Raw genomic sequence first — 15,658 nt, 5'->3', positions numbered from 1 at the left:
GGCTTACTGTCAATGTTTCGATTGGAACCCCGGAATTAATTTATAACCTCGGTGTAATACATTAATCAACTATTGCTTAACAGGAAGAATTGTGCCCTCTTTCATCTCCTCGTTAGCTTGTTTAACCAGCTTGTCACCATCTTTCAACTCACCGGTAATTTCTACTTTTTCTTTGCCTGTAAATCCTGTTTTTACATCTACCCAATTGGCTTTGCCGTTTACCAGTTTCACTACAAACTTGCGTTCCTGCGTGGTTACAACAGCCTTGTAAGGTACCGTAAAGCCAGGATCAGGGCGATCCACGTTTAAGGTGATCTGGGCAAACATCCCGGGCTTAAGCTGTTTTTTTTGATTGGGAAAACTAAACTCCCATGTTTCGCTCCGGGTATCTGAGCTGATCGCTTCCGATTTTCGTGCGAGATTAGCCTTAAATACAACTCCCGGCAAAGCAGAAACGGTAAACGAGGCCTGGTTATCTTCTATTTTAGTGGCATTATAAGCCTCCGGTACCGGTACCTGGATCCTTAACAACGAGTTATCCTCTACAGTAAAAAGCAGGATTTTACCGGTATTATCCACATAATCGCCTTTAAAAATATTACGCGCGGTAACTACTCCGTTAAATGGCGACCGGATAACCAGGTAATCTTCTAATGCATGGTTAGCCTGGTTGGCAGCTTTGGAAGCTTCGTAAGCGGAGCTGTCTGTTTTCATTTGGTTGCGGGCAATATCCAGTTCATTATCTGATATGGCGCCGGGTGTTTTGGATGCTTTTAACAACCGCGAATAAACGCTTTTACTGGACAGGAACTTTGAATAAGCTCCCTGGCTGTTACTGCGGCTCTGCGCCTCGCCGGCTTTTAATTCCGGCGCGTCCAGGATACAAAGCACCTGGCCTTTACTTACCTTGCTGCCAATGTCCGCTTTTACATCTTTTACATAGCCGGCTGTACGGGCATAGATATTGGCGCGGTCGTTTGGTATAATTTCCCCGGTGAGGGTGAGCTTATTGCTCACCTTACCGGCTTTAAGCTCAACGATCTCTACAGGTTGTTTTGTCGGCGCCACCGTAGCTACCGGCGTCTTATTTTCATTGCTGCCGCAAGCCCCAAGTACCAGCGACAGGCCTAATCCTAAATATGTATGTAATGCTTTCATGCGTTTGGTTCGGTAATGGTAAAGTATTTGCTTTCCTTATCGTCGGGATCAAGTGAGATTAACTTAACCGGGCGATCGCCGGCTAAGGCATGATAGATCAGTGGTAAAATCAACAGGCTCAAGAGCAACCCGAATAATAATCCGCCTATTACCGCTATGCCTAAAGGCGCGGTCTGATCCCCGCCCTCACCTATTCCCGATGCCATCGGGACCATCCCGGCAATCATTGCAAGGCCGGTCATCAGGATGGGCCTTGTCCTGTCCCTGATTCCGATCAGAAATGAATTTTCGGTTCTTAGTTTACGATAGTTTTCTGCCTGGATGATAAACAGGATAGCATTGGCCACCGCCACGCCAATGGCCATAATACAACCCATGTAAGATTGAATGTTTAAGGTTTTGCCCGTTAGCCACAGCAATAAAAAACACCCGGTCAATACGCCTGGTATAATACCGATCACGATCAGCGAAATCCTGAATGATTGGAAATTAACAGCCAGCAACAGGAATATCACGACAATGGCCAGCAGGACACCTGTTTGCAGTTCATCAAATGTTTGCTGAAACACTTCTGCCTGGCCCTGCTGCTGGATCTTCATACCATCGGGCAACTTGCCTAAGCCTGCAATAATCTTATCAATGTCGCTGATGGCGGCGCCTAACGATTTGCCATGCAGGTTAGCTGTAAGCGTGATAAAACGCTTTTGGTTTAAACGGTCATACTCCCCTTCTATCCTACCCATCTTCCAACTGGCCACATCACGCATAAACACCTGTTTGCCGCCATTTGAACCCAATAGGATATTATCTACCTTACCAGGGTCGTTCATGACAAACTCCGGCACCTGAACCTGCACCTGGTAAGCGGTGGCATTAGCTTTATCCAGCCAGTAATTGGGCTGGGTAAACCTGCTGGAAGACGTGGCCGCGATCAGTGATTTACTTGCGTCATCTACCGTTAAGCCTAATTGTCCTAACCTAACCCGGTCAAACTCCAGTTTCATGGCGGGGTAACTTTGAGGTGCGCCATAGGTAATATCCCGCAGGTATGGCAATTTATGTAGTTGATCCAGGATCCGCTGCGCAAAATCCCTGTCCTGTAATAAATTTTTACCCAATATCCTAATCTGTACAGGGGTGTTGGTGCCCTGGCTCATCACCTGATCTACCAGGTCCGACGGCTCAAAGGAAATTTGCATACCGGGTATTTTCAGGGCCACTTCTTTTCTCAAAGTTTCCTTAAAATCTTCGAGATTTATGCCTGCATTCTCCACGAAATTGACTTTAAGAACTGCCTCCTGGGGGCCGCTTGTCCATAAGTGGATGGCATTAACAGGGTATGACGAACCCTGGTTGCCGATAAAGGCAGAAGTAATGGCTATTTTTTGTCCGCCCGATAAACTATCTATCAGAGCCAGCAATGCTTTGGTTTTGGTTTCAGTACGCTCAAGACGGGTGCCATCGGCTAAACGAACCCTGACCTGGAATTGGCCTGCATCAACTTTAGGAAATAATTCTTTTCCTAAAACATTGAACAATAAAACCGCGGCAACCACAGATACCAACAGGTATACCATAACAATCAATGTAGATGTAGTGGCGGCTTTTTTCAGCCATTTGCCATGCCGGTCTTTAAATTTACTCATCTTTTCACCCTCTTTCGCGTTTTCGCTCAAATGATCCTTAAAAAGCCAGTTGGCCATGACCGGGACAAAGGATTGTGAAAGCAGGAATGACGCGATCATGGCCAAACCTACCGCTAAGGATAAAGGCAAAAACATTGCTTTGGGAATACCGGACATAAAAAATGCCGGAAAAAATATCGCAAGGATACATAGCAATATTAACAGCTTGGGTAATGCTATCTCTTTAGAAGCTTCCAGTATCGCCCGGCCTTTCGACTCGCCTTTTTCCTGGTGATGATGGATATTTTCTATAGTAACGGTAGCTTCATCTACTAAAATACCAACGGCCAGCGCCAGGCCTCCCAAAGTCATGATATTGATGGATTGCCCGAATAATTTCAAACAAATAACCGCTGATAACAAAGCCAGCGGAATAGTAAGTACCACAATGAGCGATCCCCTCCAATCGCGCAGAAATAACAGTACCATGAGGCCAGTGAGTACGGCGCCTAATATCCCTTCTGTAGTTAAACTCTTTATCGAATTGATGACATAGCCCGACTGGTCAAACTCGTAGCTCACTTTGATATCCGGCGGTATGGTAGCCTGCATATCCGGCAATGCCGCTTTAACCCGTTGAACCACATCCCAGGTAGAAGCATCGGCCCTTTTGGTTACAGGAATATATACTGAGCGTTTGCCGTTAATGAGCGCATAACCTGATGTAATATCCGCCCCGTTATCTACCGCGGCCACATCATGTACAAAAACAGCCGGGCCGCTGCCAGTTTTAATGGGAATATTAGCCAGGTCCTGGATATTTTCCACAACCGTATTTTGCGGCGTGATCAGCGTTTGGTCGCCTACACGAATATTGCCCGAGGGGGTGATGACATTCCCTTTGGCAATGGCGGTTACCAGGTCCTGGGGTGTAACGTTATAACTGCGTAATTTATCAAGATCCGCTTTAATGAGTACGGTTCTCTGGTTACCCCCAAACGGCGGCGGAGCGGAAACACCCGGCAGGGTTGAGAACATGGGCCTTACCTTAAACAAGGCCAGGTCCTGCACTTCAGACAGGGAGCGCGTTGAGCTGAATACCAGTTGCCCTACCGGTACACTGCCGCCGTCAAAACGGGTAACAAAGGGAGATATAGTACCCGGTGGCATAAATGCCCTTGCCCGGTTCACCATCGCCACAACTTCACCGGTGGCCTGGCCCATATCAGTACCCTCATGAAAGTTCAGCTTTAGCAGGGTTACGCCTTGTATTGTCTTGCTTTCAACCGATTTGATGCCGGTAACATACAGAAAGTGGTATTCATAATAAGAAGTGATATAACCTTCCAATTGCTCGGCAGACAAGCCGCCATAGGTTTGTGCTACATAGATGGTTGGAGTGCCCAGTTTTGGAAAAATATCTACGGGCATATTGTGAATAGAAATTAAGGAAAAGAAAATGATGGCGATAACCGCGACAATGATCGTTACCGGTTTTCTTAATGAACCATATAAAAGCTGGATGATATTCATTTTCCGTATTGATTTAAAAAGATATCTATATTGCCCTGGTAAGCAGCCTTAGTTAATAAAGATTTCCAGGCTCCCCAATAAGCGATCTTAACCGAGGCTTCCGATTGGTAGAGCAATTGCAGGGATTGGATCACATCATAATAACTGATGAGCCCCGACTGATAGCGGGATTGTATTGCATAGTAGGCGTACTGCGCCGCTTTCAATGCTTCCGGGGCCAGGCGGGCAGATTGTATGGACTTAGTTAAAGCGGAATCTGCGATTTCCCGCTCAGTATTCAAATGAAGTTCGGTTTGTTTAAGCTGCTCCCGGCTGGCCTCAATATTCAGTTGCTGCTGTTTGAATAAGGGTTTCTGTCGAAATACTTCCATGATAGGAAAAGAAAGCTGTGCGCCGATACCATAATTATACCGCTCAAAACGCCACCCATCACCATTATTAACGGACCCATCGGCGGCTACGCCTGATCCGCGGCCATAACCCACGCTCCAGATGGTTAGTTTAGGCAAAAGGCTCCTTTTATAGGTTTTCAAGGTTAATTCATTGGTCAGCACATTGGTTTTTTGTAAGCTAATCTCCGGATGTTCAGTATCATCCGCACTGGGCGTAACAACAGGCAGGCTCCCAAACATCGCAGAATCTGCCACCGGGGTACCAGGTAAATTTCCCCCGGTAAGTTCTTTTAAAACGATCAGGCATGAATCCCTTCGGCGTTCAAAAGCTATAAGTTGAATCTGCGCTTTAGCCAGTTCGGCGTGAAAAGTAGATGAATCCGTTCCGGGCCTTAACCCGCTTGATACAACAGCCTGCGATTGTTTCAGGTGATAAGCATCCCTGCTGATATTACTTTGATAAACTTTAACCAGGTCGGCCGTAAGCAGGTAATTGAGCCAGGCATTAATCACAAATATCTTATGCTGAAAAATGGTAAGCGTTTCGTCGGCTTGCCCGTTTTTGAGTTTCCCCCTGGCCAATTCAACGGCTGCTCCACGCTGCCCAAAGGTAAAAGGCTCCCATTGCAGGTTCAGAGCTGCGGCACTTCCCGGCGTGCCTTTATAATAATTTGATTTGCTTGGCGGGCCGCTGATAGGTGTGATGTATTGCGGGTAAATCATACCCGTAATATTGTTGTAAGTAGCGTAATCTACCTGGTAAGATGCATTTATAGAAGGAATGATGCCGTTTTGCTGTAATTTAACGGCATATTGCAATCCCTGGGTCTGCAAACGTTTGGCTTTAATCAGCGGATAATTACGGGCCGCCGTGCTCAGCAGGGAATCAAGGTAAATGCTGCCGGATTGCTGTGCATGAAGCTGCTGACAAAACAACCCCATGGCCAGCATCAACAGTATAATTTTTGAGGTTTTAGCCTGATAAAATTTCGAATAGGTTTTTGAATACACTATATATAAATTTATGGTTGCAACGCTATAAACAATCTACAGGAAAAGCTTGAATAAAATTTACCATTTGGACAGATTTTACTTTTTGGCCAGGCTTTTTTTATACTCCGAAGGGCTTTGCCCAGTATGCTGTTTAAAAATCCTCGAAAAATGGCCCTGATCAGAAAAGCCGGTCAGGTAAGCAATCTCTGTGAAGCTGTGGGTGGTGGTCCCCATCAGGTTAATGGCTTTTTCAATCCGCATTTTCCGGATATAATCGCCAAAACTCATATTCTCAAAATATTTGGAAAACTCCCTGGATAAATAAGCAGGGTTGATTTCCAGCTCTTCAGACGCCTGTTGCAGGCTCAGGCTCATATTGGTATCGATTTGATCCTGGATCATCTCTTTAAGTTCCTTTGTCCAGGATGGCGCTTTTTTATCTCCTTTAGTTTTGAGGTACTGGTGGTAAACCTCTATAAGCCTTTGTTCAACAGGCCCGTCTGTATGTTTTTGTCTATGGAGGTATTTGGCCCAGTTGTATAGTCCGTCGTAGATCACCATGCCTAATGCCAGGAGTTGCTGATCATCGGCAATATCATGTCTTAACCCCGAAAATACCGCTTCCAACCCGGCTGATTGCGGCGCAAAATCGTGACGGTCGGTGTCCGCGCCCCTGATTATTGAGGCCAGTCGATTTAAAGCTGCATCTTTTAACTGGTGTTTTTTAAGGAAATAATCAAAGGTGCATTGATCTTCGTAGTGGGTATATTCTACATTGGGAATATCAAAGGGGATAGCATCCAGCTCAGCTGCCTTCGCCAGTACTTCCTCGTACGGAACGTAGATGATTTCACCTTCAGGATCAATGAAGCGTTTGATGAGCCAGGGGCAGGCAATACGGTCAATTTTAGGACGGGCACGCGTGATCCATTTCATAGTGAATCAAAGTTAAAAATCTAAAGCATATTAGTGGCGACCCCATTCCTATAATCGGCAATGGAATTAGTGATAATTATGATACATAAGATTTTTTCGACTACCAGAATTATTGTTTTATCATTCCGCTATGCGCATCGGCCAGGCGCTCTACCTCAACACTGGCTAATATAAATGCGCCGACACCTTTAGCATCGTTAGTTATTACCTTCTCGCTTAAATAATACTCGTAACTCCCATCCCGGTATGGTTTCCCTCCAAGACCCGATACACTCACGGTGCCGTTAAGATTCAACTGCCCATTTGCATCTGTTTCAATAAACTTTTTGATAATTCCGTTGTAGCCTTTTTGAATGGCGGGTAAATAGTTTGGTTGTAAGTATCCCTGCCTCACCGCTTTTGCTATGGTATATACAAACATGCATGATGCCGATGCTTCCGGATAATTCCCTTTGGCGTCACTTTTGTCAAGTACCTGGTACCACAAGCCAGAATTTTCATCCTGATATTTAACAATTGCCTCGGCAAACCGGTTAAGTATTGCCAGTAACTCCACGCGTTTGGGATGCTGCGCCGGAAAATAATCAAGCACATCAACCAATGCCATCCCATACCAACCCATTGCCCGGCCCCAAAAATTAAGCGACTGACCGGTTTCCGGGTTAGCCCAACGTTCTTTTTTACTTTGATCCCAGCCATGATACAACAGCCCGGTTTTTGTGTCGCGGGCCTTTTCTTCCATCAGGATAAATTGCCTGGCTATATCATTAAATGCGGTATCTTCATGAAAAGCAGCAGCATATTCGGTATAAAAAGGCTCGCCCATATATAAACCGTCCAGCCACATCTGGTTTGGGTAACGGTTTTTATGCCAAAAGCCTCCCTGTGGTACACGCGGTTGTTTCCGCAGTTGTTCACGCAGCAACGTTGCCGCTTTATAGTATTTTTTGGCACCCAGCACTTTATATAACGTCAACAAATTACGGCCGCACAATACGTTATCTATATTGTAATCAGCTTGCCTATAGGTGCGGATATTGCCGTCGGGCATAACATATCTGTCCATACATTGCTGTATATAGGTGAAGTATCTTTTGTCGCCTGTTTGTTGCCACACGCCTTCTATGCCTTTCAAAATCACTCCCTGGTCATAAGTCCACTTGTCGCCGGTTGTCAGGCTATCTTTCCAGATAGTCATAACCGTTTGTGTCATGCGCTGCGAATAAGGCTGCTTGTTTTGAGCCTGTAACATCAATGAACACTGTGCAAGGATGGCAATAATAAGCAGGCACCTTTTTATAAGCTGATCACTTCTCATACGAATTCATTTTGTTGATGATAAACTAACCGGATCATCTTCGTTTATTTTTATTTATTGTTGATTTACAATTGATGGATACCGGTTCCAATATATGCTCACACATCGTATTAATTATTAGGCGTTACCCTAAACCAATCTACATCAGCATAACCCGAATCATTGACCTGGCTTGTACGTGTACAAAACAAGCCAATCTTGGCCCCAATCCAACGGCCTGCCTCGGCCGTAAATGGCCTGCCGGTACTTTTATAATCTATTCCATCGGTGCTGTAGCTGAAGTTACATACGGCATTCTTCGTTACTTTAACACGCAGGTAAACAGTTGGTGACGATAGCTTCGTAATCACTTCCTCCAGCTCCTTTTTGCCCTTATCTGCTTCCGTACAAGTAGTAAATACCAGGTATATGCCATCTTTTTTACTTTGCATGGCGATATTAGCATAGCTGAAACCCATAATGGTAAGTCCCGTTTTTTCACCCTCCAGCTTTAAGTTAGGCGTAAAGGTGATTTTGGCAGTAGCCATAAATTCATCAGCCGGAAACTTTTGTAATAGCACATTTGGCGTAAACCACAGGTTAGCGGCATCATTTGGGGGTTGATAACTATAAAGCCTCAAAGCGCCTTTATTGGTGTTCATAAACATCCATACGGGCTTCGCGTTAGCCATCCATTGCCATTGTAAGCCCGGAGACATGGTATTAAATTCGTCACTTTCCTGCGGAGTGCTCACCGGAAAGATTTTACCAACATTGGGCTTTTTATACGTTAATACCGGTTCGCCTTTGCCATCACCATCCTTATCCACACCAATAACAGGCCAGTTATCCTTCCAGATCATTGGTTGTAAATGCACTACGCGCCCATAAACGCCCTTATCCTGAAAGTGCAGAAACCAGTCTTCTCCGGTTGGTGTATCCACCCATGCACCCTGATGCGGGCCATTGATGCTACTTTTCCCCTGATCCATTACCACCCGCCGCTCATATGGCCCATAGATATTTTTTGAACGCAGCGCCAGTTGCCAGCCTGTGGGGACGCCCCCTGCCGGAGCAAAAATGTAGTAAAACCCGTTACGCTTATAAAACTTCGGGCCTTCTATGGTAGGGTCCATTTCATGTCCGTCATAAACAATCACGCCATCGTCAACTACCCTGGTTCCGTCATTATTTAATTTGTTTACAGCGATTACGCTTTTTATACCTGCCCGGCTGCCTGCAAAGCCGTGCACAAGGTACATGCTGCCGTCGCTATCCAGCAGCGGGCAGGGATCTATTATACCTTTACCTTCCATTACCATAACGGGTTTGCTCCAGGGACCGGCAGGGTTTTTAGCTTTTACCACGTAAATGCCAAAATCAGGGTCAGGATAATAAATATAAAATTCGTTATGGTAATAGCGGATGGCGGGGGCCCAAACCCCATCGCCGTGCCGCGGTACGTCAAAATGATCAAAGGGAGGCTGCTTCAATAACGCGTAACCTAAGATGCTCCAGTTAACCAGATCTTTTGAATGCAAAACAGGCAAACCTGGAATTGCTTCAAAGCTTGAAGATACAAGATAGAAATCATCGCCAACGCGAATAGCGTCAGGATCGGAATAATCGGCATTTATCACCGGATTTTTATAGGTGCCATTACCCTGATCTGCCACCCATACTTTAGAGATATAATTGGCACCAGTTACGGATAGTCCTTTTTTTTGCTGCGCAAGAACCTGTCCGTTTATAATTAATAGCGTAACGAACAGTAATTTATTTTTCATATAAAGGTTTAACATTTGAATGCGCGATATGCGGGGTAAGTCCAAGCTTTAACGACCGGATGCCTGCTAAAACTATTTCGGCCATTTTCAGGGCTCCCAACTCACTAAAGTGCGTATCATCAGCCCGGCCTTCCGGATAGTTAATACTCTCTCCCGGAGTAAGGTAATTAAACAACTTTTTTGATCCCTCGGGTCCGAGTTTTTGCAATAAAGCCTGGCTTTCCCTGTCCAGGTCAATCAGCGGGACCTTTTGTTCTGCTGCCAGTTTACGCACTATGGCCGAATACACTTCATGTGTGCCAACTATGGTTCCTGTTGTATCAAACTTTCTTCGCGCTGCTGGTGTCAGCAATACCGGGTTTGCTTTTTTTTCCCTGGTTTCGCGGATGAACCTTGCTAAGTTATCCCCGAACCCCTGCTCATTGATATAGCTCTTTTTAGTAGGCACTTCATCATTATGGCCAAATTGTATAAATACATAATCGCCTTCCTTTAAACTGCCGATAATAGAACTCCATAAGCCTTCACTAATAAACGTTTTGGTGCTTCGGCCATTCTGCGCACGGTTGTCAACAACTACCGTACTATCAAAAAAAGCGCTGAAAGGCATCCCCCAACCTGTCTCAGGAAATGCCTTTGGCTGCTTATTGGCCATTGTTGAATCACCCGCCAGGTATACGGTGGTATGGCCGGGAGTAATCAGAAAAGACATCAACAACACCGCACTCATTAAAAGGCAGATAAATAATAAGCCTTTAATTTTTATATTACCGCTCCTGTACATCATATATTGTTTTTTTGCAAAATTTTTTCTCTCCGGTCGCATACTTATAGCAGGCTCAAAAATTATAAAAAGGGATCAATTATCAGATCCCTTTTACCGTTTCAAATTAATTATAGCCCGGGTTTTGTTTAAATACATCTTTATTGGTTACGGCATCAATTTGTCCCTGAGGTATGGGGCGTACCAATTCATATGGCTTGAAATTGGCTGCCGCGTCCGGGTTCATAGCCTGGATCCGGCTTGCCAATTTACCCGTCCGCTTCAAATCAAACCAGCGTAACTGTTCGCCGCCCAACTCACGTGCTCTTTCGTCCAAAATAAAATCGAGCGTAACCTGTGCGGGAGTGATCTGCATTTCTGCTGTATGACCCGGTTTTGCCGCCCTTGTCCTGAGTACGTTAATATAAGTTGCCGCGGTTCCCGGGTCGCCCAGGTTTAATTTTGCTTCGGCAGCAATCAGGTACATCTCGGCCAGCCTGATCACAAAGACATCGCGGGCACTTTGGGCCTCAGCCACACTTGCACGTGTTGAATCTTTAAATTTTGATAAAGAAACATAAAACTTACGCTGAATAGGTACCCCATTTGATTTATATACCTTGGACAGGTCATAAGTAACGTATTTACTGCTCTGCGAGGCTGCAGGTATAGTTGCATTAGGGGTATAACAAACCGTATCGCCAACTTTAACAGCATTACCATTATAAGTACCTGCTTTGTTAGCATACCAAACACTCTGAAAAGAGCCGGCATAGCGTGAATCATTTTGCTGATCAAACATGTTTAGATAAGCCAAAGTGGGCATATACCTGTTAAACGGCCTTCCGTTTGGAATATCACGGACGAGCAGGCTTGAATTTACCTGGTCATAAACCATCAGGTATAGTAAGTGCCCGTTGTTTGAACCGCGATAGTGCCCGTTTGGATATGTTGCCGAGGTAAGATCGTTATTAGCCAGGTTGGTTGAATAATCAATGGCCCAAATCACTTCCTTATTTTTCAGGTTCCCCATATTCCACAGATCAGCATATTTAGGCTGCAATACATAGCTATAGTTTTTAATCACATCATCGGCCATGTTAAATGCCTCGGCATTCATACCCCGGGTTAAGTACATCCGCGCTAAAAAGGCTTTAGCTACCGGCACTGTTGCCCGTCCGTAATCGGTGGTGGTTAGAGTCAGGTTAGCTACTGCAAATGTAAGATCTTCAAATATCTGCTTGTAAAAAGTCTCTACGGGTGTTTTATTAGCTTCTGTATTGGCGCCTGCGGTTGGTTTGGTGGTAAAGTTTACACCACCCCAGGTTTCAACAATATGCCAGTAATAAAATGCTCTTAAAAAACGCAGCTCGGCTTCGCGGTTCAATTTTTGGGCTGCCGTATAATCTGTAACAGCAGCAATCTGGGCTATACCCGTATTGCATAAATTTACACCGGCATACAAGTTGTTCCACAATAAAGGCAGCGGGTCTGCAGTGCCTTGTAAATTAATATATTGAGTAAACATTGGGTATGGGTCGCCGGTACCGCTCGTCCAGATATCCGTTCCCATTTCGGAGGCCAGATACCCTTCTTCCTTCCCATACCAAAACCGGGTATAGGTATAGGCCGCATTAACCAATGTTTCAAAACCTACCGCTTTGGTATAAACTGTTGTAGCGGTTAAATTACTGGGGTTATATTCTTCGAGCTTTTTGCTGCAGGCACTAAATAAAGTGGCAATGGCTATAAGCAGCAGCGCCCAACTTTTTAGTAAATTTTTCATAATATGTTTTTTAGATATTAGTATTGGTTAAAAGGAAAGATTTAAACCGGCCAGGAACAATTTAGTAAGTGGCCTGTCAAATGAACCGCCGCCTTCAGGATCGTAATCTTTTATCTTTGAGAAGGTCGCAAAGTTTTTGGCGCTCACATAGATCCTCAAATTAGATACGTGGATGGGTTTAGTTACACTTGCAGGAAAGGTAAACCCAAGCGTTGCGTTCCTTATTTTAACATACGAACCATCTTTGTAGCCCAAGGTTGAAGCAAATGGCTCGGATGCTTTTGTGATATTGGCACTTGGCCTTGGGTAGGCGTTTGTTGGGTTTTCCGGCGTCCAATAGTCTACATTGGCGCCATTTTCAATTCCATTGGGCTCATACTTCAACGCGTATTGAGATACGAACATCTGCCCGATACGTCCAAATACCTGCACATTTAAATCGAAGCCCTTATATTTAAAATCGTTGCTAAAACCAAAGCTATACCTTGGGACAGCTGAGCCAAGTATTTTACGGTCAAATGTTGTGGTAAACTTTCCGTCATTATCTAAATCAGCAACCTTAATATCACCTGGCTTGTACCCATAAGTTGCAGCCTGGGCAGCTTCAGATGTTTGCCAGATCCCTGTTTTTTGATAATCGTAAAAAGATACAACCGGGTAGCCTATAAACCAGCCATTGGCAAGGTCGTTCACACCATTTGGTAAATACGTGATGCGCTCCTTATTGCGTGTATAGGTGATATTGGATGTCCATGTAAAGCTTTCTGACTGGATGTTAATGGTTTTCAGTGCAATCTCAATACCTGTATTACGACTTTTGCCAACATTGGCCAATGTTCTTAGCGCTCCTGTTGAGGCAGGTAATTGCTGTGGCAATAACAAATCCCTTGTGTGCGAATCATAATAATCTATAGTGCCCGAAACCCTGTCTTTATAAATTCCGAAATCTATACCAGCGTTTAAGGTTCCTGTTAACTCCCACTTTAATTGAGGGTTTCCGATATTGGGGTCAAGGCCATACGCTAACGCAGTTATATCGTTCCATGAAAATGGAATAAGCACTGCCTTACTTTGGGTTTGGTATGCGCTTACAGCAGCATTGCCGGCAACCCCATAGCTTAAACGTAATTTCAACTCAGAAAACACGTTTTGGGTTTTCATAAATCCCTCATCAACCATACGCCAGGCCGCGGCCGCCGAAGGGAAGAATGCCCACTTATTTCCCGACGACAATACGGATGAACCATCAGCACGCCCGGTGACGGTTAGTAAATACCTGTCTTTAAATGCATAATTTAAACGTAATGCTCCTGAAGTTAAATGTTGCCCAACGTAATTACTTGATATTTTTAAGTTAGACGGATTGTTTTGCAGCGCGTAGAAAGATTGGTCGGGTATTAGTTGTCCGGTGCCTTGTGCTGCAGATTGGTCCATAACATTTGATTGATAACTGGTAACACCCGTTACAACTACGCTATGCCTTGCTATTGTTTTTTGCCAGGTGATAATATTTTCCCAAAGCAAATTAGTTTCGTTTGAATTGGTTACTGACGATAATGACCCTGAAGATAAGGCACGGTTTATAGTATTGGCACTTTCAAAATGGCCGTTTCGTGAACCAGACAGTGTGATACCTAAATTTGACCGTATGGTTAAGCCATTTATTGGCTTCCATTCTGCATAGGCGGTTGAGAGCAAATGGGTAATCTTGTTTTTATTTACAAACTGGGATGCATCATCATCAAAAAGAGGATTGGCCTGATTACCGTTACCCGGAAATTTAGCTATACTACCATCTGCATTGTACGGATTAAAATAGGGAATAATTTTATTGGCTACGGATAATACCCCATCGTTTCGAAGGTTTTGATCGTAATAAGCAAGCTGACTTTGCAGCCCCACTTTAAAAGCTTTGAATAACTGGTGATCTATATTTAACCGCAGGGTATACCTGTTTGAGTAATCATTAGCGTATAACCCTTTTTCCTTAAAATAATCAAAAGAAAAGTAAGCTTTTGTTTTTTCACTACCACCGGAAACGCTGGCGTTGTAATCCTGTTGGGAGCCCTTATGCAGTAAAAACCCCGGCCAGTAATATGACAGGCCGCTTTGAACCGCAGCCAGATCGCCTGCACTAGTAAAAACTTTCGGATCGTCGGCAGGGGAATTCCATGTTCCGATAGTTCTGAAGCTTTCACGTTTCAGGTTTGCATATTGCGACCCTGTCATGGGTACCGGATAGCCTGCAACATCCGAAATTCCATAATATGAACCCGCGGCTACTTTCGGTTGCCCGCTGCTGCCTCTTTTTGTTGTAATTATAATGACACCGTTTGCTCCGCGCGAACCATAAATAGCGGTTGATGAAGCATCCTTTAAAAACTCCATTGATGCAATGTCGTTTTGATTGATATCTTCATAATTGCTGTACTGGATTCCGTCGACTATATAAAGCGGGCCGTTACCTGCAGATAGAGACCGGTTACCACGAACAGTTACGCTTACATTTGCACCTGCAGCACCGCTTGTACGCACGATATCTACACCCGAAACCTTTCCCTGAAGCGCTTCCATAGGATTTGATGCCGCAACTTTGGTGATCTCATCACCCTTAACAGAAACAACCGAACCGGTAAGATCCCTCTTTTTTACCGCACCATAACCCACAATAATCACCTCTTCGAGCGATTTGCTTAAAGGAACTAAAGCCACCTTTAAAAAGGTTTTGCCATTAACACTCTGTTCTAACGGCCTGAATCCTAAAAAAGTAAATACCAATACGGTATTGGCATTGGGAACAGTAATGGTAAAATCGCCTGAAACATTAGTTGCTACACCGATATCAGTGTCTTTTATCCTTACCGATACACCAGGCAGGGGTTCCCCTTTTTCGTCGGTTACTTTGCCATTTATGATTATTGTTTCAATTTGCCCATTGTTGCTCGCAGCAGGCCCTGCAGTTGTGGTATTAAACAAAATAATATTGTTGTCTATCTGGCTGTACCCAATTCCCCGGTTGGCAAAGAGCTCGTCAAGGATATCCTTTACCGATTTGTCGAGGGAAGAAAGGGTAACGCGGGTGTTTGGTGACAGGACATTGTCTTTGTATGCAAACCGCAAATTGGTTTGCTTTTCAATTTTTTTGATTACCGATTTTATCGTTTCGTTACCCACTTCCAGCCTGACATTGATCTTATCCAGCGATTGACCCTTGCTTGAGGAAGCTAAAAGCAATTGGCCGGAGACCAGTAATACCAGCAGGATCATAAAACTGAATCGCATAACTTTTCGGAATGTGTTTAAAAATTGGCGTGCAGAGGCACCGGATAATGTGCACCATTGCTTAAACGCAAGAGTTTTTTTCATAACTTGCATTGGTTTTAATCGG

General features: G+C 44.5%; 9 protein-coding genes. All 9 read right to left on the bottom strand.

Features of this window, described 5'->3' with window-relative positions; genetic code table 11:
- Positions 1 to 69 precede the first annotated feature (69 nt).
- Positions 70 to 1,158 carry an efflux RND transporter periplasmic adaptor subunit gene (locus ACEN82_RS11880; protein WP_413316991.1) on the bottom strand — a complete coding sequence of 363 codons (1,089 nt, stop codon included), beginning with the start codon at positions 1,156 to 1,158 and terminating at the stop codon, positions 70 to 72.
- On the bottom strand, positions 1,155 to 4,316 hold the full coding sequence (locus ACEN82_RS11875) for an efflux RND transporter permease subunit (RefSeq protein WP_413316989.1): 3,162 nt from the start codon (positions 4,314 to 4,316) through the stop codon (positions 1,155 to 1,157). Before ACEN82_RS11875 ends, ACEN82_RS11880 begins: the two co-directional genes overlap by 4 nt.
- Positions 4,313 to 5,719, bottom strand: coding sequence for a TolC family protein (locus ACEN82_RS11870; RefSeq protein WP_413316987.1), 1,407 nt, complete (start codon positions 5,717 to 5,719; stop codon positions 4,313 to 4,315). The genes ACEN82_RS11875 and ACEN82_RS11870 overlap by 4 nt, the downstream gene beginning before the upstream one ends.
- Positions 5,720 to 5,797: 78 nt before the next feature.
- Positions 5,798 to 6,637 carry a chromate resistance protein ChrB domain-containing protein gene (locus ACEN82_RS11865; RefSeq protein ID WP_413316985.1) on the bottom strand — a complete coding sequence of 280 codons (840 nt, stop codon included), beginning with the start codon at positions 6,635 to 6,637 and terminating at the stop codon, positions 5,798 to 5,800.
- Positions 6,638 to 6,746: 109 nt separating this feature from the next.
- Positions 6,747 to 7,955 (bottom strand): glycoside hydrolase family 88/105 protein, encoded by a 1,209-nt coding sequence (locus ACEN82_RS11860; RefSeq protein ID WP_413316983.1) that lies wholly within the window; start codon positions 7,953 to 7,955, stop codon positions 6,747 to 6,749.
- Positions 7,956 to 8,065: 110 nt separating this feature from the next.
- On the bottom strand, positions 8,066 to 9,721 hold the full coding sequence (locus tag ACEN82_RS11855; protein WP_413316981.1) for a glycoside hydrolase family 43 protein: 1,656 nt from the start codon (positions 9,719 to 9,721) through the stop codon (positions 8,066 to 8,068).
- Complete coding sequence (locus ACEN82_RS11850) at positions 9,711 to 10,508, bottom strand: rhamnogalacturonan acetylesterase (protein WP_413316979.1); 798 nt, start codon at positions 10,506 to 10,508, stop codon at positions 9,711 to 9,713. The genes ACEN82_RS11855 and ACEN82_RS11850 overlap by 11 nt, the downstream gene beginning before the upstream one ends.
- 103 nt (positions 10,509 to 10,611) lie before the next feature.
- On the bottom strand, positions 10,612 to 12,270 hold the full coding sequence (locus ACEN82_RS11845; RefSeq protein WP_413316977.1) for a RagB/SusD family nutrient uptake outer membrane protein: 1,659 nt from the start codon (positions 12,268 to 12,270) through the stop codon (positions 10,612 to 10,614).
- Between the two features lie 27 nt (positions 12,271 to 12,297).
- The gene (locus tag ACEN82_RS11840) at positions 12,298 to 15,552 is read right to left on the bottom strand and encodes a SusC/RagA family TonB-linked outer membrane protein (RefSeq protein WP_413316975.1); all 3,255 of its coding nucleotides are present in this window, start codon (positions 15,550 to 15,552) and stop codon (positions 12,298 to 12,300) included.
- Positions 15,553 to 15,658: the final 106 nt, after the last annotated feature.

Source organism: Mucilaginibacter sp. Mucisp73 (genome assembly GCF_059491465.1).
Note: the sequence above shows the minus strand (reverse complement) of the source record. Positions and strands in the feature narration are given on the sequence as shown.

Bases quoted from the DNA above. Each gene is read 5' to 3' on its own strand.
- ACEN82_RS11840 (WP_413316975.1), bottom strand. From the start codon at position 15,552: ATGCGATTCAGTTTTATGATCCTGCTGGTATTACTGGTCTCCGGCCAA.
- ACEN82_RS11845 (WP_413316977.1), bottom strand. From the start codon at position 12,270: ATGAAAAATTTACTAAAAAGTTGGGCGCTGCTGCTTATAGCCATTGCC.
- ACEN82_RS11875 (WP_413316989.1), bottom strand. From the start codon at position 4,316: ATGAATATCATCCAGCTTTTATATGGTTCATTAAGAAAACCGGTAACG.
- ACEN82_RS11880 (WP_413316991.1), bottom strand. From the start codon at position 1,158: ATGAAAGCATTACATACATATTTAGGATTAGGCCTGTCGCTGGTACTT.
- ACEN82_RS11850 (WP_413316979.1), bottom strand. From the start codon at position 10,508: ATGATGTACAGGAGCGGTAATATAAAAATTAAAGGCTTATTATTTATC.
- ACEN82_RS11865 (WP_413316985.1), bottom strand. From the start codon at position 6,637: ATGAAATGGATCACGCGTGCCCGTCCTAAAATTGACCGTATTGCCTGC.
- ACEN82_RS11855 (WP_413316981.1), bottom strand. From the start codon at position 9,721: ATGAAAAATAAATTACTGTTCGTTACGCTATTAATTATAAACGGACAG.
- ACEN82_RS11860 (WP_413316983.1), bottom strand. From the start codon at position 7,955: ATGAGAAGTGATCAGCTTATAAAAAGGTGCCTGCTTATTATTGCCATC.